An 18,845-nucleotide genomic window follows, 5' to 3' on the forward strand; every position below is an offset into this window, starting at 1 on the left:
TTATAAAACAGCTAACCGGGCAATATGGTGATGAACTGTGATGGTTCTCAATAAAAATGGCTGAAAAGAACGTTTTTTGGGAATGGCTGAAAACTGAAAATGACCGTTTTCAGCATGCGGGTACGAAAACGGTCATCAAAGGGGAATTACAGCAGCTCGCGAGCAGTCGGATAGTCGGTGATCAGCACGTCGATATAACCGCCGTGTAGCGCACCACGAATGGCATTGGCTTTGTCATTCCCGCCTGCAAGTGCTACCACATGCGGGCAGTCGCGCACCTGGCTCAGTTCCATACCGATAACCGGATCTTCTTCTTTGCTCAAAACTGGCTCGCCCTGCGCATTGAAATAATGCAGGCAGATATCCCCCACCGCACCGCGTTCGGCCAGCGTTTTCAGCATCGCTTCACCATAATAGTTGCCCGAATTTTTCAGCAACTGGGACGGCTCAAGCTCACCGATACCGAGAATAGCCACGTCCACTTCGGCGAATTTATTCACCACTTCGGCGACATCGTCGCTGGCGACCAGTTTTGCTCGCTCTTCAACGGAATGCTCAATACTTTGCGATGGCAGCAGCCAGGCCGGGCAATCCAGTTGCGCCGCCAGGTTTTGCGTCAGAATGGTTGCTTGCACGTTACCGTTCGGCCCCACGCCACCGAGCAGTTGAATCACGCCGCGCGCTTTAATGCTCTGCGGGTGTAGCTCGTCGACCATTGCTCGAATGGTGGAACTCCAGGAGGAAATCCCCACCAGATCGTTTGGCCGTAAACGCGTTTCCACATAATGCGCCGCCGCGCTGCCTATCGCATGTTTGATTTGCGAGGCGGGCGCTGACTCATCGACATCCACCACAATCGCCTGGCGAATACCGTATTTTTTCTCCAGCGCCTGTTCGAGCGAGAGAAAAATATTGGCGGGCTGGATAACACTGATTTTTACCACACCTTCTTTTTGGCAACGTGTGATAGCGCGTGAGACAAATGACTGCGACAGGTGCAATAGCCCGGCAATCTCCGACTGCTTCATCCCTTCTACAAAGTAGAGCGTCGCGATCTTGACCAACAAACGTTGTTCGTCCTGCTTTGACATAAGCGCCTCCTGATTCTCTACCTGATATTTTTATTCAAGCCTGCATAAATAACAAGACAGCATTCCTTTTGCCGTTAATTCGTACAATTTGTGATCACATTCGCCTTTTTATCATTTTGCTCAATTCCGCATGGACAGAACCATAATCGCGGCATATCGTTACACTGAATAATAAATCATGTTTGAATATATATTCAATGTGGAGATAAAAATGAAATTTACCCTACTGAAGACCTCGCTCGTTGCCGCTCTATTTGCTTCATCTGCCAGCCTGTATGCCGCTGATAACGGGCTGATTGCCATTATTACCCCATCGCACGACAACCCATTCTTTAAAGCTGAAGCCGATGGCGCGATGGCGAAGGCAAAAGAGCTGGGCTACACCACGCTGGTTGCCTCTCATGACGATGATGTAAACAAACAAAACCAGCTGATTGAAACCGCTATCGCCCGTAAAGCGAAAGCCATCATTCTGGATAACGCGGGAGCGGATGCCACCGTCGGCCCATTAGAAAAAGCCAAAGCCGCTGGAGTCCCTACTTTCCTTATCGATCGTGAAATCAACAAAACTGGCGTCGCCGTGGCGCAGATTGTTTCCAATAACTACCAGGGCGCGCAGTTGGGTGCCGAGAAGTTTGCCAAATTGCTCAACGGCAAAGGCAAATACGTTGAATTGCTGGGCCGCCAGTCAGACACCAATGCCCACGTGCGTTCGCAGGGCTATCACGACATTCTCGACGACTACCCGGATATGAAAATGGTGGCGCAGCAAACCGCAAACTGGAGTCAGACCGAAGCCTTCACCCGCATGGAGTCTATTTTGCAGACTCAGCCCGACATCGTTGGCGTGATTTCCGGTAACGACACCATGGCGCTTGGCGCAGAAGCCGCCTTAAAAGCCGCCGGGAAAACTAATGTCATCGTGGTGGGTTTTGACGGTAGCGACTATGTACGCGACTCGATTATCGCCAAGAGCAATATCAAAGCCACCGTGCTGCAACCCGGTTGGGAACAAGCACAAATGGCCGTGGTGCAAGCCGATTTCTACCTGAAAAACGGTAAACCGCAATTGCAGGAAAAACAGCTGATGGACTGCGTGTTAATTGACGACAGCAATGCCAATCAGCTGAAAACCTTCAAGCTGGCTAAGTAATCCGGGAGGCTGTATGTCGCTCAAACAATGGGGTATTGGCCTGTTATGTTGCAGTGCCCTGTTGCTCACTGCCTGCCGGGTGGTGGATCTGGATGAAAACGGGCAACCGATTATTCCTCCCGATCCGAATGCGAAAGCGAGTTTCGCAAACCAGACACCCACGCAGATAGCGCAACAAACCTGGAACAGCAAAGTGATGACGCCCGCGCAGAGCCATGCGCTGGATAGCAGCACGCTGAAAACCCGTGCCGCCAGCGCCAATAACGAAAGCGTATTCGTGAAAGTTCAGGGCAAAGTCGACAGCGTTTCTCTGGATAACGAACGTGAACGCACATTGACCGTCACCGTTAATGATCAGTCACTGCAAGTGCAGGTCGGGCCGATGATTCGTGGTAACGCAATCCGTGATGCGACTGGCTACAAATTCGAAGATTTCACCAACCAGGTGCAGTTCGCGCAGCTTTCAAAAGCCTATAACCGTGAAGCCGCAAAACACCTGCCAAAAGTTGATGAAAGCTGGCAGCAACAGCCCGTCACCGTGGTGATGGCCGTCACCCTGCGCAACGGCACACTGAGTGACGCAGCAGCTATTTCACTGGAACGGGGGCAACCATAATGTCGCAAGATCCTGTCATTCTGCGCACCCGTGGTATTTCGATGCTGTTCCCAGGCACCGTGGCGCTGGACAACATCGATTACAACGTCTGGCGCGGCAAAGTGAATGTCATCATCGGCGAAAACGGTGCGGGCAAATCGACGCTAATGAAGATTCTGGCGGGCGTTCAGCAACCAAGTCTGGGTGAGATTCGCCTGAACGGTGAAGTGGTGCAATTTAATAGCACCCGCCAGGCCGCCGCGCATGGCATCGGCATGGTTCACCAGGAGCTGAACCTGTTCGAAAACCTGACCGTTGCCGAAAACATTTTCCTCGGGCGCGAACTGCAACACGGTTTGTCGCCGATTGATGAGGCGACGCAACAGGCACGCAGCGCGGAATTGCTCAAACGCCTGGATCAGCCTATTTCCCCGAAAGAGATTGTGGCAAACCTGAAAGTTGGCCAACAGCAGCTGGTGGAAATCGCCAAAGCGCTGGCAGAAGACGCCGACATTTTAATTCTTGATGAACCGACTTCGGCATTAAGTAAAACCGAAGTGGAAATTCTGTTCCGGGTGATTCGCGAACTCACCCGCCAGGGCGTCACCATTATTTATATCTCCCACCGTCTGGAAGAGTTAATGGCGATTGGCGATGTGATTACCATTCTGCGCGATGGCAAATTCCAGGCCGAAGCGCAGGTCAGTGATATCGACGTGCCGTGGATTGTGCGCGAAATGTTGGGCAGCGAGCCGGTGTCCAGCTTCCTGAAACCCGGGCGTGATTTTGGCGCGGCTATTCTGGAAGCGGAACACATCACCTGCGTCAATTCCGCAGGAAACACGGTGGTGAACGACGTCAGTTTTCAGGTACGCGCAGGCGAAATCGTCGGTATTTATGGGCTGATGGGGGCCGGTCGCACCGAATTGTTTGAGTGCTTACTGGGCACACAACGCAATTATCTGGGCAAATTATGGCTCGACAGCAAACCCGTGCCGCCGCGCCTTGCCACCGCCGAGCGCATTCGCATGGGCATGAGCCTGGTGCCGGAAGACCGTAAACGTACCGGGATTTTCCCGATATCCTCGGTCTCCAGCAACCTGACGATTGCCAGTTTATGGCGGCGTTTGCAGCGTGGTTTTGCGATTTCGCAGGCCGATGAAACAGCGGTGGTGGCCAGCACTATTGGCAACCTCTCCATCAAGGTTTCATCGCCGGATGTGGAAATTCAGGCGCTTAGCGGCGGGAACCAGCAAAAAGTGGTGATTGGCCGTTCACTGCTGACCAACCCGAAACTGCTGCTGCTCGATGAACCGACGCGGGGAATAGACGTGGGTGCGAAAGCCGACGTGTTCCGCATGATGGTTCAGCTTTCCGAACAAGGGATTGCGGTGGTGTTTTCCACCTCCGATCTCAAAGAGATTATGGCGGTTTCCGACCGCATTCTGGTGATGTCAGGTGGGAAAATTACCGCTGATATTCCCCGCGAACACGCCGAAGAATCGGCATTGGTTTCCGCTAGTGCACAAGGGTTCTGATATGAAAACGAATGATACTGTCGCGCTCAACGCCAGACCAGGCTCGCCGTTCAGCTCGCGGGAAAATCTGCTGCTGTTACTGCTCAAACTCCGCACCTTTATTGCGCTGTTTTTGATTGTCGGCTTCTTCGCCATCATGGTGCCTGATTTCCTCGCCATGGGCAGCCTGGTGATCATGATTAAACACATTGCCATCAACGCCTTTCTGGCACTCGGCATCACCTTTGTCATCATCACGGCGGGCATTGATTTGTCGATTGGCGCAACGCTCGGGCTGTGCGGCATGATTGCCGGTTGGCTGATAACCAAAGGTATTGTGCTGCCGATGTTCGGTATCGCTATCTTCCCAAGTGTGTGGGTGATTGTGCCACTAGTGCTGCTGGTTGGCGGGCTGATTGGCGCGGGTAATGGCTGGATTATCACCCGCTACAACGTCGCGCCGTTTATCTGCACCCTCGGCACCATGTACATCTTGCGCGGGGCCGCCATGTTGACCTCGGGCGGTGAAACCTTCCCCGGACTTTCCGGAAACCCACAACTCGGCAATACCGGTTTTGACCTGATTGGCTCCGGCACGCTGTTCGGTATTCCGTGGGCTATCTGGATGATGATTGTGCTGGCCGTCGCCATTGCCTATGTCGCCCGCCGCCTGCCGTTTGGCCGCCATGTTTACGCCATTGGCGATAACGAACGCGCCGCTGAACTTTCAGGAGTCAAAGTCCGCCAGGTGAAGATTTGGGTCTATACGCTGTCCGGTTTTTGCGCCGCCATTGCCGGGATCGTGGTTTCCGCTCAACTGGTTGCCAGCCACCCGGCAAACGGCACAGCGTTTGAAATGAACGCCATCGCCGCTGTGGTGCTCGGCGGAACATCGCTGGCAGGCGGGCGCGGCACCATTCTTGGCACCCTCGTCGGCGCATTCGTGATTGGCTTCCTGGCTGACGGTCTGGTGATGATGGGCGTAAGTGAATTCTGGCAAATGGTCATCAAAGGCATCGTGATTATTGTGGCGGTCATCATCGACCAGATGCAAAACCGCATGCAGCAAAAAGCGGCGGTCGTGGCCCAAAAAGCGATTATGGAAAGCAGCGGGAAAGTGTAGCGCATCACAAATCCTGAACGGCGGGTATTTTTTTACCCACCCAGAATAATTATTCATCTATGATTTTTAATGCAAGGGGTAACACTATGAATCCGTTCGCACTGTCTGTTACGGATCTGGAAAAGAGAGCGCGCGCCGTCCGTCGCCGCATCGTCCTGCTCAATGCCAACAGCCCGGCTGGCGGCCATACCGGGGCGGATTTATCGCAGGTAGAAATCTTAACCGCCCTGTACTTCCGGATACTGAATTGTTCGCCGCAGCTGATTAACAGCGACGAACGTGACATCTACATTCAGTCCAAAGGCCATGCGGTTGGTGGTTATTACTGCGTGTTGGCTGAAGCCGGGTTTATTCCCGTGGAGTGGTTGCCGACTTATCAGCATGCCGACTCTCACCTGCCCGGCCACCCGGTGAAACACAAAACGCCAGGTGTGGAACTTAACACCGGCGCGCTCGGCCACGGTCTGCCGGTCGCCGTTGGCATTGCACTGGCCGCCAAACGCGACAACAGCAAACGTCGCGTCTTTGTGGTGACCGGCGATGGCGAGCTGGCAGAAGGCAGCAACTGGGAAGCGGCGTTAGTCGCGGCGCATTACCAGCTCGATAACCTGATCATTATTAACGACAAAAACAATCTGCAACTCGCAGGCTCGACCAAAGAGATCCTCAATACCGACCCGCTCGATGAGAAATGGCGCGCATTCGGCATGGAAGTCACCGAGTGCCGTGGCAACGATATGGCTGATGTGGTCACAACACTTGAAGGATTACAACCGCACGGCAAACCGCACGTCGTGATTGCCAACACCACCAAAGGCGCGGGCATCTCCTTTATTCAGGGACGCGCGGAATGGCACCACCGGATACCGAAAGGTGACGAAATCGAACTGGCGCTGGAGGAACTGAAAGATGAGTAATAGCGAACACCTGGCAACCGTAATGGTGAATGCCTTTATTGACGCCGTCGAACGTGGCGTAGACCTGGTGCCGGTCGTGGCCGACTCAACTTCTACGGCAAAAATATCCCCATTTATGAAGCAGTTTCCCGACCGGCTGGTGAACGTCGGGATTGCCGAACAGACGCTGGTAGGCACGGCGGTGGGCTTGTCGATGGGCGGGAAAATAGCCGTCACCTGCAATGCGGCTCCGTTTTTAATCTCACGCGCCAATGAGCAGATCAAAGTCGACGTTTGCTACAACAACAGCAACGTCAAACTTTTTGGCCTCAATGCCGGAGCCAGTTATGGCCCGCTCGCCAGCACCCACCACAGCATTGACGACATCGCCGTGCTGCGCGGTTTTGGCAACATTGAAATCTACGCACCTTCTTGCCCGATTGAATGCCGCCAGATTATTGACTACGCACTGGAACACATTGGCCCGGTCTACATTCGTCTTGACGGCAAAGCATTGCCGGAACTGCACGACGCAGATTATCAGTTCAAACCAGGTGCCATTAATCAGCTGCGCGAAGGCGACGATGTGGCCTTAGTGGCAATGGGTTCAACGGTGCATGAAGCTGTCACGGCGGCGGCACAACTCGCAGATTTGGGTATTAATGCGGCTGTGATCAACGTTCCGTCTATCCGCCCTTGCGATACCGCGCAACTTCTCACCATGCTTAAAAATTCACGCCATGTGATAACCGTTGAAGAGCACAACGTGAATGGCGGTGTTGGCAGCCTGGTCGCTGAAGTGTTAGCGGAAGCCGGGTGTGGCATCCCTCTGTTGCGGCTCGGTATTGCAGACGGTAGCTATGCTATTGCGGCGGATCGCAAGGAGATGCGTGCCCATCATGGAATTGATGCCGCAGGGGTAACACGTTCCGCCACGGCGCTTTGCAAAGGAGCATAGCCATGTCCAGCCCGATAATTCTGGCTATTGATGAGGGCACCACCAACGCCAAAGTGGTGGCGGTGGATAGCAACGGGCAAATCTGCGCCCGTTGCAGTGTCGGCGTGGCAATGACGCACCCGGCTCCAGGGCTTGCAGAACAAGACCCAATTGCATTGTGGCAAGCCGTTTGCGAAGCACTGAGCGGCTGCCTGCAACAACTTGGCTCCGTCACCATCGCAGGCATTGCGATAAGCAACCAGCGTGAATCCGTGTTGGTGTGGCAGCGCCATGATGGCAAAGCGCTCACGCCCGTCGTGAGCTGGCAGGACCGCCGCTCAGAACAGATATGTGAGCAACTTTTAGCGCAGGGCCACGGTGAACTGATCACCCGCCTGACGGGGCTGCCCGTTGATCCTCTGTTCCCGGCGGCAAAAATCCGCGCCCTGCTCGATGCTATTCCCGACGGCATGAAGCGTGCCGCAGCGGGTGAGCTGTGTATCGGGACCATCGATTCCTGGTTGAACTGGCAACTGACTGCCGGACACTCGTTTACCACCGACTACTCGAATGCCGCCCGCACGCAGCTGTTCAATATTTATCAGGGGGAATGGGACGACGAATTACTCAAATTATTCGGCATTCCGCGTGCGGCACTTGCTGAAGTGCGCGCATCTTCCGGTCATCATGGCGAAGTGCAAATCAACACCATTCCCGGTTTGCCGATTGGCACGCCGGTGCTGGCATTGATCGGTGATTCACATGCGGCACTGTACGCCCAACGCAGTGTTTGCGGGCAGGTGGTTAAAGCCACTTATGGTACCGGCTCGTCATTGATGCTTTCGCTTCCCGAACCGGCAACCCGCAGCAATCGCCTGAGCACCACGCTTGCCTGGCACGACGGCGAGCTGAATTACGCGCTGGAAGGCAACATCACCCACACCGGATCAGGTGCCGCATGGCTGGGGAAAATGCTTGGCATCAGCGACCCGGCAGAACTGACCCGGCTTGCACAATACGTAGAAAGTAACCAGGGCGTCTATTACGTGCCTGCGCTTTCCGGGCTGGGTGCACCGTGGTGGGATCTCCATGCACGCGGCATGATTTGTGGCCTGACGGACGCCGCTACCCCTGCGGTGCTGGCGCGAGCCGCACTGGAATCACTGGTTTATCAAATTGCCGATGTCTTTTTCGCGATGGAACAGGCAACTGGCCAGCACCTCGAATCGCTGTGCGTTGATGGCACCGCCACCCAGAACCGCTGGTTGATGCAGTTGCAAACTGATGTGCTACAACGCCCGTTAATCATTCAACCCGCGGCTGAAATATCCGCACTCGGCGCGACGCTGTTAGCAGGTAAAACTCTCGGCTGGTGGCAAGACGGCACACCGCTTGCGGCACTGGCCAACTGTGGCGAGCGTTTGCTGCCACAGGCAGAACAACAAAAAACAATGCAACAAAACTATAAACAATGGCTTGAAGCAGTAGCGCGCTGCCGCTTTATGCCGAATTAAATCTATTTTGAGCGGAGTGAAGCTATGTCCAGAATCCCTAAACAACTGACCTTCGGTGTGATCATCGGAAACCGCGGGTTCTTCCCAAGCTATTTAGTGGCGCAGGCGCATGAACAGGCTGAAGCCCTGTTTGGCAAACTGGGTATCAAAACCGTGATGTTAAAAGATGGTCAAACGCATCTCGGCGGTGTGGAAACCCGACAAGATGCCAAAGTCTGCGCCGAACTGTTCCGCCAGCATCGTGACGACATTCACGGTGTGGTGGTGTTATTGCCAAACTTTGGCGATGAAAAAGCAGTGGCAGAAGCGATTCGTCTTTCCGGCCTCAAAGTGCCGGTGCTGATTCAGGCAGAAGAAGACAACCTCGACAAAATGGGCCTGGCGACACGCCGCGATAGCTTCTGCGGGAAAATTTCCCTGTGCAACAACCTGCGTCAGTACAACATCCCCTTCACGCTCACCACGCAGCATGTGTGTGCGTTAAGCGGTGAAGTATTCGAACAAGATTTACAGCGTTTTGCGCAAATCTGCCGGGTGGTGAAATCAATGCAGGGCGTGCGTATCGGGGCGATTGGGGCGCGTCCGGCCAGTTTTAACACCGTGCGCTACAGCGAAAAACTGCTCGAAAAAATGGGCGTGGCGGTTGAAACCCTCGACCTGTCGGAAATCTTCACCCGCATCAAACACATCAGCGATGACGATCTGCGCGTGCATGAGAAGCGCGGCATCTTAATTGAAAACGCCGATGCCAGCGGCATTCCCGCCGATAAGTTAACCCAAATGGCAAAACTGTTTGTGGTGATCAGCGAATGGGTAGTGGCAAACGACATCGACACCACCGCGATCCAGTGCTGGACCTCGCTTCAGGAAAACCTCGGCATTAACGTTTGCTCGATTATGAGCGTGATGTCCGGGCAGTTAATGCCAAGCGCCTGCGAAGTGGATGTGATGGGCGCACTGTCGATGTATGCCCTTGCCAGCGCGTCGCTTAATCCTGCCTCAATTGCCGACTGGAACAATAACTTCGGCGACGATCGCAACAAATGCGTGCTGTTCCACTGCGGGAACTTTGCCAGCAGCAGCCTGGAATCTCCGTCGATGGGTACCGCCGATATTATCGGCACCACCGTCGGCAAAGAGAACACCTGTGGCGCGGTGCATGGCCGCCTGAAAAGTGGCCCGCTCACCTATTTCCGCCTCTCTTCCGATGATTTTACCGGGGAAGTGAAAGCGTATGTCGGTGAAGGGCAATCCGTTGACGATGCGTTAGATACCGTTGGCTGCCGCGCGGTGATTGAAGTGCCACATCTGGAGAATTTACTGGCGTGGATTTGTAATAACGGCTTTGAACACCACGTCGCCATGAACCACTCGGCGACGGGTGTAGTATTGCAGGAGGCGTTCAGCAAGTATTTAGGGGTGAAATGTTACCTGCATCGTTAATGACTTATAAGCCGCGCTCGTGCATTAATTGCGCCAGCGCGGCGTCATTGGCGAGAATTTCCCAGGCATTCATTACCGCAGTCGGAATATCAACATGGCTAATAAAGTCACGCCCATTCGGCCCGTAGCCCTGCGCATCATCTCTGATACGCGGGATCTCCCCCAGTGCCAGCGAAATATACCGCTCAACCGGCCATAAGCCCTTTTCATGCAGGCTAAAAGCGGTATGAGTTTCGTCACTGACTAAGTGCGGAACAAAACCCGGCCAGCTACGCCATTGCGGTTTATGCAAGTCGCTTTGCCAGACGCGTTCAAACGTCGCGACGGTACGGCGCTGCATGGTCGGATCCTGAATGATAATCGCGCGAGCGGGCGTTATTTCCAGTGTTTGCAGCAACTCATAAGTGAAACGCGCATTCTCGCCACAGTTGGTGGACTTCTCTTCCGTCAGCACTTTTTCTGCCGGGACTTTCCAGAATTCGGTGGCAATATCTTTGATGATGGCGGCTTCCGCGCGACCAGTGGTGGGAATCGTGTTGTAGCGCGGGTGCTTAGCAATCGCCGCGTATAAAAAAGTCGTTGAATGGCCTATTCCGCCGGTAATCAGCAACGGCAATTCACTATTGGCGGCAAGCTCACAGGCTGCGTCAATGGTAGGGATAACGGCATTACCCGCGAGGATAATCAATTGACCATCGCAAACCGCAGGTGGCGCGGCAAACTCATTGTGAGAAAGCCATTCGCCAAGCGTATTAATGGCATTGATGGTTGTCGGCTGCAAAGCTGGAAATGTTGTCGTCAACATAACCCCTCCTTGTTAAAAACCAGCGCACATCATACCGCAGGCAATGCCGTTACTACATCAGGTTGCTCTGAGACTTTCATCGTTTGTGCAGCAGAGACATCCGGCTGGACCGGAGTCAACGGTGGATGGCGCTATTCGCTAATCCACCCTACAAAACAAAGCCATCTGATATCGCGTAGGTCGGATTAGCGTAGCGACATCCGACAAAATTGTTTACGCGAGCTTATAAACCCGCGCCTCCCACGGGTGCAGCCGATAGAGCTCATCCACCTGCGGGTAATTCCCCAGCACACACTCGGCCCATTCGAGCGGTAATTCTTCCGCCGTCCAGCGTGCCGATTTCGCAGACATATTGCACAGCACCACCATCTCTGTGTTATCGAGCACACGTCGGTAGGCGTAAATTTGCGGGTTGTCTTCCAGTTCCAGCTCATAACGACCGTAAACCAGCGTGCGCTCTTGTTTACGTAACTGAATTAACGCGCGATAGAAATTCAGCACTGAATCCGGGTCTTGCTGCTGGCTGGCAACGTTGATCATTTCAAAGTTGGCATTCACCTTAAACCACGGCTCACCATCGCTGAATCCGGCGTTCGGCCAGGCATTCCATTGCATTGGCGTGCGGGAATTGTCGCGCCCGGTATTGGTGAGAAACGCGATAATCTCTTCTTCGCTTTTGCCCTGCGCTTCCATTTCACGCCACATATTTTTTGCTGACACGTCATCAAAATCGTCGTGGCTGTTAAATCGGGTATTGGTCATGCCGATTTCCTGCCCCTGGTAGATAAACGGCGTGCCCTGCATCAGAAAATAGAGCGCGGCAATGCAGGTCGCGCTTTCTCGCCAGTGGTGTTCGGTGTCACCCCAGCGTGACGTAATGCGCGTCAGATCGTGGTTTTCTACATACAGCGCATTCCAGCCTTTGCCCTCCAGCGCTTCCTGCCATGCGGTGAAGATTTTCTTTAACACCGCCGGTTCCGGGCGCAAACCGGCTTCCGGCTCCCACAACCGCACATGTTCGAACTGAAATACCATATTCAGCCGCTCGCGGTGTTCGCCCACCCACTCTTCGGCGTGTTCTGCGAACAGGCCATTCATTTCACCCACGGTGACAATATCGTAGTGCTTAAGCACGTTCTGGCTCATATCGTCGACGTAATCGAGCAGCCCGTCATAGTTCAGATGGCTTTTCATTGATGGCGCGTAACGCAGTTTGTCAGGATTCGGTACATCAGCCAGCAGCGGCTCTTTTTTCAGGTGCGCGATGGCGTCGATGCGGAACCCGTCGATGCCTTTATCCAGCCACCAGCGCATCATGTCGTACACGGCGCGGCGCACATCGTGGTTTTCCCAGTTCAGATCCGGCTGGCGGCGGGTAAACAGATGCAGATAATATTGTTCGGTTAGCGGGTCAAACTCCCAGGTCGAGCCTTTAAAAATCCCTTCCCAGTTGTTGGGTTCCGCGCCATTTTTCCCGTCGCGCCAGGTGTACCAGTCGCGTTTGGGATTATCGCGTGAGGAGCGGGATTCAAGGAACCACGGGTGTTCATCGGACGTGTGGTTGACCACTAAGTCGATAATCAGTCGCATTCCACGGGCGTGAACTTCACTCAGCAGGCGGTCAAAATCAGCCATTGTGCCAAATTCCGCCATGATCTCCTGATAATCGCTGATGTCGTAGCCGTTATCATCATTCGGCGATTTGTACATCGGGCAGATCCAAATCAGATCGATGCCGAGGTCTTTCAGATAATCGAGTTTTTCGGTGATGCCGTTCAGGTCACCAATGCCGTCGCCGTTACTGTCCTTAAAACTGCGCGGATAAATCTGGTAGGCCACCGCCTCTTTCCACCAGCTCGCCATCGTTTACCTCCCGATTAATAAAGCAAAAGATTCATAAGGTTGTAGCTCGAGACTCACCGCAAGCTGGTCGCGCGGTGCATAGTTGCTGATTAAACACTCGCCATGCCAGTTCTGCATTTCAGGCGGAATGTCGAGCGTCAGGTACTCAGCGGTAAAGTTGTTCACCACCAGTAACCGCTCATCACCAAGCGTTCTCAACCACGCAAAAACCTGCGGGTGTTCGCGCAAAACAGGCTGGAAATCGCCGTAGACCAGAACCGGGTACTGTTTACGCAGCGCTACCATTTTCTGGTAATGCCACAATATTGAATCTGGTTCGGCCAGCGCTGCGGCCACGTTGATCTCGTGGTAATTAGGGTTCACCGCAATCCACGGACTGCCTGTGGTAAAACCTGCGTTTGGGCTGTCGTCCCACTGCATCGGCGTACGGGCGTTATCGCGCCCGTTAGCATGAATGCCGAGCATCATCTCTTCATGGCTGACGCCTTGCGCCAGCCGCTCGTGATAAAGATTCAGGCTTTCAATGTCACGGTATTCGTCGATGTTCCCGAACCGCACGTTGGTCATTCCGATCTCTTCACCCTGATAGATATATGGCGTGCCCTTCAGGCAGTGCAGTGCGGTGGCGAGCATTTTGGCTGACGGCTCACGAAACTCTCCTTCATCGCCAAATTTAGACACCGCACGCGGTAAATCGTGGTTGCTCCAGAACAAGGAATTCCAGCCCTGGTGCGACAGTGCGGTTTGCCACTTCTCAATCACCGCTTTGAAACTTGCCAGTTCAAACGGCTTGCTACGCCATTTCCCAGCGTGCTCATCCCAGAACTGTTTGATGTGGTCGAACTGGAAAACCATGGAGAGTTCTTCGCGCTCGGCCCCGCTATAGAGCAGCGCGTCTTCAGGCGTGGCGCTCCAGGCTTCACCGACCGTCACGTAATCCCCTTTACCAAAGGTGGCGCGGTTCATCTGGCGGATCAACATGTGCAGATTTTTGCCGTTCGCCATAATCTGCTCGTCCACTTCTTTACCAATCAGGTCGATAACGTCCATGCGGAAACCGCCGATGCCTTTAGCAAGCCAGCGGTTCATCATGGCGTGGACTTCATCGTGAACGCGCGGGTTGTCCCAGTTCAGATCGGGCTGGCGTTTTGAAAACTGGTGCAAGTAATATTCGCCGCTGGCCTCGTCTAGCGCCCAACCGCTGCCGCCAAAGTACGAGCGGAAATCGTTCGGCGGGCCGCCATCTGCCGCAGGTTTGCGCCAGATATAAAAGTCACGATACGGGTTATCTTTCGATTTCAGTGCTTCGATAAACCAGGGGTGTTCGTCGGAGGTATGGTTGACGACTAAATCCATCAGGATGTGTATATTGCGCTGTTTCGCCTGGGCAATAAGGGTTTCCATCTCCGCCATGGAGCCAAATTCGGCGGCTATATCCTCGTAGTCGGAAATGTCGTAGCCGTTGTCATCCATCGGCGAGCGATAAACGGGTGAGAGCCAAATCAGGTTGATGCCGAGCTGTTGCAGGTAGTCGAGTTTACTGATGATGCCGTTAATGTCACCGATACCATCGCCATTGCTGTCCATAAAACTACGCGGATAGATTTGGTACACCACCGCATTGTGCCACCATTTTTTTTCCACTGATTTCTCCTTGTTTTGTCGATCCATTCACCTTAAATTCGCACAAACGCCCGCCCGTCGCTGTTAAACAAGTAGCAATTCTCAGGCGGCAGCCGCAGACCAATGCGTCGGTCAGCTTTTATCTCAAGCCTGAAAGTATGGCGCATCACCAGCGGTTCGCTACCGTAACCGCTATTTACGTAGAGCAAAGTCTCGTTACCCATCTGCTCAACAAATAAAATTTCCCCTTCGATATCCGCTTGTGCCAGTTCGGTTAGCTGGATATGTTCCGGGCGAATCCCAAGCTGTACCGGCTGGCCTTCAGGCACACCAGCGCCGTTAACCGGCAGCGAAATAAGCTGGCGGTTTTCCAGCATTACATCGGTGCGCTGGGCGTTGCCAGAAACCAAAACGCCGGGGATCAGGTTCATTTTTGGCGAACCAATAAACTGCGCGACAAACACGTTTGCCGGGCGGTCATACAATTCCAGCGGTGTTCCCACCTGCTCAATTTGCCCCTGATTAAGCACTACGATGCGATCGGCAAGCGTCATCGCTTCGACCTGGTCGTGGGTGACGTACAAAATGGTGGCATTAATCCGTTTATGCAGCGCCGCGATTTCCATACGCATCTGCACGCGCAGCGAAGCATCAAGGTTTGAAAGCGGTTCATCGAACAAAAACAGGCTCGGCTCACGCACGATTGCCCGCCCGATAGCGACACGCTGGCGCTGGCCGCCGGAGAGATCTTTTGGCCGACGGTCAAGCAGATGCTCGAGTTGCAAGATACGCGCACTCTCGCGCACTTTTTCGTCGATGGTTTTGAGCGGCAATTTTGCCATTTCCAGCGCAAATGCCATATTCTGGTACACCGTCATATGCGGGTAGAGCGCGTAGGACTGGAACACCATGCCGATGCCGCGCTCTGACGGAGAATCGTCATTGACGCAAACCCCGTCAATGCGCATCTCGCCGCCGCTGATTTCCTCAAGGCCTGCGACCATACGCAGCAGCGTTGATTTCCCGCAACCAGACGGCCCAACCACCACCACAAATTCCCCGCTGTTCACTTCCAGATCGAGCGGTTTAATCACCTCAGATGCCGTGCCGTAACGTTTTTGAATTTTATCGAGTACGAGTTGCGCCATGGTTATCCCTTAATCGCTCCGCTGGTCAGCCCGCTGACAATGCGTTTCTGGAAGATAAGTACCAACACGATAATCGGCAGCGTCACCACCACTGACGCCGCCATAATGCTGCCCCACGGCAGCTCAAATGTAGACGCGCCGCTGAACATACTGATAGCGACCGGCACCGTGCGTTTGTCGCCGGAAATAATAAATGTCAGCGCGAACATGAACTCATTCCAGGCACCGATAAACGCCAGCAGCCCAGTGGTCACCAGCGCGGGGGCAAGAATCGGCGCAAACACGCGGCGGATGATGGTCCAGGTTTTGGCGCCATCAACAATCGCCGCCTCTTCCAGCTCAATGGGAATAGACTTCATAAAGGTGGTGAGCACCCAGACGGTAAACGGCAGCGAAAACGTGGTGTACGACAGCACCAGCGCACCGAGCGAATCATAAAGCCCGAGAAAACGGACCAGCTCAAACATGCCCGTCAGCACCGCGACCTGCGGGAACATCGAGACACACAGAATGGTGAACAGCAGGAATTTACGCCCACGGAACGGCACCCGTGCCAGTGCAAAAGAGGCGGTAATCGACACCAGCAGGCAGATGCCGACGGTTATCGTCGCCACCAGTACCGAGTTCAGCAGGCTGCGGGCGATGCCGTTATCCATCAGCGCGGTGACGTAGTTTTGCCAGTGCCAGCCGCTGGGTAAATAGGCAGGAAGGAACAGCTCCTGCCCGGTGCGAAGTGAGGTGATAATCGCGTAGTAAAACGGGAACACGCAAAACAGCACCGCAAAAGTCGCCCCGGCGTAAATCACCAGTTTGTGAGCGAAATTGCGCTGCCGACGAGTGGTTTTCATCACCGCTTCTCCTTCTCATTTAAGCGCGAGACGCGGATGAAACAGGCGGCAATGCCTGCCACCATCATAAACACCAGCACGGACGCCGCCGAACCCATCCCCATATCCTGATAAGAGATAATCTGCTCGCGGGCGTAACCAGAGACGGACATCGTCGCTTCGCTGTTAGAGGTCAGCACGAAGATCAAATCGAAGATGCGCATTGCGTCCATCACACGGAAAATCAGCGCCACAATCATCGCCGGCATAATCAACGGCAATGTGATGCGCTTGAACCTTTGCCACGGGCTGGCACCGTCTACGCGAGCGGCCTCGTAGAGATCGGTAGGGATCAGTTGCAGTGCCGCCAGTAACATCAGCGCCATAAACGGCGTGGTTTTCCAGACATCGGCAATCACCACCGCCCACATCGACAGCGAAGGTTCGGCAATCCACGCAAGATGCGCCTGATAGCCAAATATTTTCGCCAGTAAATCGTTCACTACGCCGTACTGGTCGTGGAACATCCAGCCCCACATTTTGGCGCTCACAATGGTCGGAATCGCCCACGGCACCAGAATCGCGGTGCGCACTAAGCCCTGGCCGCGAAATTTCTGGTTCATTAGCAGCGCGAGCAACATCCCGAGAAATAGCTCGATGCCAACAGATACCACGGTAAACCACAAAGTGTTGCCGACAGCCTGCCACCACAACGAGTCTACCAACACGCCGCTGGTGTCGCCGTCATGTGTCGCGTAATAGTTTGCCAGCCCCACCATCTGGTACTCCGATGGGTTGTCGAGCATCGCGTTGGTGAAGCTGAAAAAGAAGGTACGCACCAGCGGCCATCCCGCCGCCAGTGCCAGAAGTAACAGCGCTGGCGCCACCAGTATCCACGCGATACGGCGACGCCGTTGTTGATAGCCTGTATGCGCCAATTAATGCCAGTCCTTACCTTTGACGCGCTCCAGACGTTTTTGCAGATCGGCGACCGCTGTTTTGCCATCGCTGCTACCGTTGAGCACTTTGAAGGTCACGTTAAAGATGGCGTTAGAAACGCGCGGATACTGGCTTTTGGTTGCCGTTGCCGGGCGAGGTACAGCGTTGGCAAAGATATCTTTAAACATCGTCAGATGCGGTGCGGCTTCCAGCACGGCTTTGTCTTCATACAGGGCCGATCGCGTCGGTGCAAAGCCGAGATATTTCAGCTGCATTTTCTGCGAATCTGCATCGGTGAGGATTTTTAGCAGCGCAATGGCCGCATCTTTGTTTTTGGTATTGGCGTTAACCGACCATTGCCAGCCGCCCAGAGCGTTGGCAGACTTCCCGTCCGGCCCGGCAGGAAGCGGAGCCACGCCCACTTTGCCTTTCAGCGGGCTATCCGCGCCCTGTGAGAGCAGATATGCATATGGCCAGTTGCGCATAAACAGCGCATCGCCGTTCTGGAATACCGCTCGCGACTCTTCCTCTTTGTAGCCTAACGCCCCTTTCGGCGTGATTTTGCCAATCCAGCCTGCGACCATATCCAGTGCTGCCGCCGCTTTCGGATTATTAACGGTCACGTTCCCTTTTTCGTCGATAAAGGTGCCGCCGCCGTAAGAGTCAATCCACTCCAACGCGTTACAAGTCAGCCCTTCATACGACTTGCCCTGGAAGATCATCCCCCAGAAGTTTTTGTGCCCCGCTTTGCGCTCTTCGTCCTGAATTTTGGTCGCGATGCGCGTCAGGTCTTCCCAGGTTTTTGGTGGCTGTTCATTGTATTTTTCCAGCAGGTCTTTGCGGTAATACAACACGCCAGTATCGAGGTACGCAGGCACCGCTTTCACTTTGCCGTTCACCGTGTCATTCGCCCACGGGCCGGGGAAGAAATCACCTTTCATATCGCTGACTGCATCGGTTAAATCGAGCGTTTGCTTATCGAGCAGCCCCACCCAAATGGTGTCTGACTGGAACAAGTCCACGGCTTTCTCATCTTTGGCGGCAAACAGTTGTTGTAGCAGAGCCAGCTTTTCGTCAGAAGCTGCCGGGAACTCGATAAACTCCAGCTTGTTGCTGGTCTGCTTTTCAAAACGGTCTTTGACGTATTTGCAGTATTCCTTACCGCCAGGAGAGATTGGGCATTCCATGCGTAGGGTATCGGCAAACGCAGCGTTAGAAACGCCCGCAAGCGCTAAGGTAATAAGACTTAACGTCAGCTTTTTCATTATTTCCTCTTTTGTTCAGACCAAACCTGAGGGAGTGCGTTTTAAACGCACCAATAAAAAAGCTAGTTAACAATCGAACCAGACGGCAACTTAGCTGGCTAACCTT

General features: G+C 54.0%; 16 protein-coding genes. 8 read left to right on the plus strand and 8 right to left on the minus strand.

Annotated elements, in window-relative coordinates; all coding sequences use genetic code 11:
• Positions 1-146: 146 nt before the first annotated feature.
• Positions 147-1,091 (minus strand): sugar-binding transcriptional regulator, encoded by a 945-nt coding sequence (locus AC0IXI_RS12700; protein ID WP_064518741.1) that lies wholly within the window; start codon positions 1,089-1,091, stop codon positions 147-149.
• 211 nt (positions 1,092-1,302) lie between these two features.
• Here AC0IXI_RS12700 and AC0IXI_RS12705 point away from each other — a divergent pair, with 211 nt between their 5' ends.
• The 8 genes from AC0IXI_RS12705 to AC0IXI_RS12740 all read left to right on the plus strand — a co-directional run bounded on the left by AC0IXI_RS12705 (position 1,303) and on the right by AC0IXI_RS12740 (position 10,269).
• Positions 1,303-2,244, plus strand: a complete 942-nt coding sequence (locus AC0IXI_RS12705) for a D-ribose ABC transporter substrate-binding protein (protein WP_064518740.1) — start codon at positions 1,303-1,305, stop codon at positions 2,242-2,244.
• A gap of 13 nt (positions 2,245-2,257) precedes the next feature.
• Complete coding sequence (locus AC0IXI_RS12710) at positions 2,258-2,860, plus strand: DUF2291 family protein (RefSeq protein WP_471682535.1); 603 nt, start codon at positions 2,258-2,260, stop codon at positions 2,858-2,860.
• Positions 2,860-4,377, plus strand: a complete 1,518-nt coding sequence (locus AC0IXI_RS12715) for a sugar ABC transporter ATP-binding protein (RefSeq protein WP_424221305.1) — start codon at positions 2,860-2,862, stop codon at positions 4,375-4,377. Before AC0IXI_RS12710 ends, AC0IXI_RS12715 begins: the two co-directional genes overlap by 1 nt.
• A 1-nt stretch (position 4,378) precedes the next feature.
• Positions 4,379-5,479, plus strand: a complete 1,101-nt coding sequence (locus tag AC0IXI_RS12720; protein WP_064518738.1) for an ABC transporter permease — start codon at positions 4,379-4,381, stop codon at positions 5,477-5,479.
• Between the two features lie 86 nt (positions 5,480-5,565).
• Complete coding sequence (locus AC0IXI_RS12725) at positions 5,566-6,396, plus strand: transketolase (protein WP_064518737.1); 831 nt, start codon at positions 5,566-5,568, stop codon at positions 6,394-6,396.
• Positions 6,389-7,333, plus strand: coding sequence for a transketolase family protein (locus AC0IXI_RS12730; RefSeq protein ID WP_064518736.1), 945 nt, complete (start codon positions 6,389-6,391; stop codon positions 7,331-7,333). The genes AC0IXI_RS12725 and AC0IXI_RS12730 overlap by 8 nt, the downstream gene beginning before the upstream one ends.
• Before the next feature lie 2 nt (positions 7,334-7,335).
• Positions 7,336-8,826, plus strand: a complete 1,491-nt coding sequence (locus AC0IXI_RS12735) for an FGGY family carbohydrate kinase (RefSeq protein WP_471682536.1) — start codon at positions 7,336-7,338, stop codon at positions 8,824-8,826.
• A gap of 24 nt (positions 8,827-8,850) precedes the next feature.
• Positions 8,851-10,269, plus strand: coding sequence for an L-fucose/L-arabinose isomerase family protein (locus AC0IXI_RS12740; protein WP_471682537.1), 1,419 nt, complete (start codon positions 8,851-8,853; stop codon positions 10,267-10,269).
• A 4-nt stretch (positions 10,270-10,273) separates the two neighbouring features.
• Here the strand turns inward: AC0IXI_RS12740 and AC0IXI_RS12745 are convergent, their stop codons facing one another.
• From AC0IXI_RS12745 to AC0IXI_RS12775, 7 genes are all read right to left on the minus strand, one after another.
• Entirely contained in the window at positions 10,274-11,074 is an 801-nt protein-coding gene (locus AC0IXI_RS12745) for a YdcF family protein (protein ID WP_471682538.1), read from the minus strand.
• 213 nt (positions 11,075-11,287) lie between these two features.
• Positions 11,288-12,937, minus strand: coding sequence for a glycoside hydrolase family 13 protein (locus AC0IXI_RS12750; protein WP_471682539.1), 1,650 nt, complete (start codon positions 12,935-12,937; stop codon positions 11,288-11,290).
• A 3-nt stretch (positions 12,938-12,940) separates the two neighbouring features.
• Complete coding sequence (locus AC0IXI_RS12755) at positions 12,941-14,608, minus strand: glycoside hydrolase family 13 protein (RefSeq protein WP_471682540.1); 1,668 nt, start codon at positions 14,606-14,608, stop codon at positions 12,941-12,943.
• Between the two features lie 5 nt (positions 14,609-14,613).
• Positions 14,614-15,708 carry an ABC transporter ATP-binding protein gene (locus AC0IXI_RS12760; protein WP_413498315.1) on the minus strand — a complete coding sequence of 365 codons (1,095 nt, stop codon included), beginning with the start codon at positions 15,706-15,708 and terminating at the stop codon, positions 14,614-14,616.
• A 2-nt stretch (positions 15,709-15,710) separates the two neighbouring features.
• A complete protein-coding gene (locus AC0IXI_RS12765) occupies positions 15,711-16,556 on the minus strand; it encodes a carbohydrate ABC transporter permease (RefSeq protein WP_064518729.1) in 846 nt (281 codons plus the stop codon).
• Positions 16,556-17,473, minus strand: a complete 918-nt coding sequence (locus tag AC0IXI_RS12770; protein ID WP_064518728.1) for a carbohydrate ABC transporter permease — start codon at positions 17,471-17,473, stop codon at positions 16,556-16,558. The genes AC0IXI_RS12765 and AC0IXI_RS12770 overlap by 1 nt, the downstream gene beginning before the upstream one ends.
• Positions 17,474-18,739 carry an ABC transporter substrate-binding protein gene (locus tag AC0IXI_RS12775; protein WP_064518727.1) on the minus strand — a complete coding sequence of 422 codons (1,266 nt, stop codon included), beginning with the start codon at positions 18,737-18,739 and terminating at the stop codon, positions 17,474-17,476.
• Positions 18,740-18,845 lie beyond the last annotated feature (106 nt).

This window comes from Buttiauxella sp. AC038, from assembly GCF_979253565.1.

Coding starts and splice junctions, on each gene's coding strand:
- AC0IXI_RS12700 (WP_064518741.1), bottom strand. CDS start 1,091: ATGTCAAAGCAGGACGAACAACGTTTGTTGGTCAAGATCGCGACGCTC.
- AC0IXI_RS12705 (WP_064518740.1), top strand. CDS start 1,303: ATGAAATTTACCCTACTGAAGACCTCGCTCGTTGCCGCTCTATTTGCT.
- AC0IXI_RS12710 (WP_471682535.1), top strand. CDS start 2,258: ATGTCGCTCAAACAATGGGGTATTGGCCTGTTATGTTGCAGTGCCCTG.
- AC0IXI_RS12715 (WP_424221305.1), top strand. CDS start 2,860: ATGTCGCAAGATCCTGTCATTCTGCGCACCCGTGGTATTTCGATGCTG.
- AC0IXI_RS12720 (WP_064518738.1), top strand. CDS start 4,379: ATGAAAACGAATGATACTGTCGCGCTCAACGCCAGACCAGGCTCGCCG.
- AC0IXI_RS12725 (WP_064518737.1), top strand. CDS start 5,566: ATGAATCCGTTCGCACTGTCTGTTACGGATCTGGAAAAGAGAGCGCGC.
- AC0IXI_RS12730 (WP_064518736.1), top strand. CDS start 6,389: ATGAGTAATAGCGAACACCTGGCAACCGTAATGGTGAATGCCTTTATT.
- AC0IXI_RS12735 (WP_471682536.1), top strand. CDS start 7,336: ATGTCCAGCCCGATAATTCTGGCTATTGATGAGGGCACCACCAACGCC.
- AC0IXI_RS12740 (WP_471682537.1), top strand. CDS start 8,851: ATGTCCAGAATCCCTAAACAACTGACCTTCGGTGTGATCATCGGAAAC.
- AC0IXI_RS12745 (WP_471682538.1), bottom strand. CDS start 11,074: ATGTTGACGACAACATTTCCAGCTTTGCAGCCGACAACCATCAATGCC.
- AC0IXI_RS12750 (WP_471682539.1), bottom strand. CDS start 12,937: ATGGCGAGCTGGTGGAAAGAGGCGGTGGCCTACCAGATTTATCCGCGC.
- AC0IXI_RS12755 (WP_471682540.1), bottom strand. CDS start 14,608: ATGGATCGACAAAACAAGGAGAAATCAGTGGAAAAAAAATGGTGGCAC.
- AC0IXI_RS12760 (WP_413498315.1), bottom strand. CDS start 15,708: ATGGCGCAACTCGTACTCGATAAAATTCAAAAACGTTACGGCACGGCA.
- AC0IXI_RS12765 (WP_064518729.1), bottom strand. CDS start 16,556: ATGAAAACCACTCGTCGGCAGCGCAATTTCGCTCACAAACTGGTGATT.
- AC0IXI_RS12775 (WP_064518727.1), bottom strand. CDS start 18,739: ATGAAAAAGCTGACGTTAAGTCTTATTACCTTAGCGCTTGCGGGCGTT.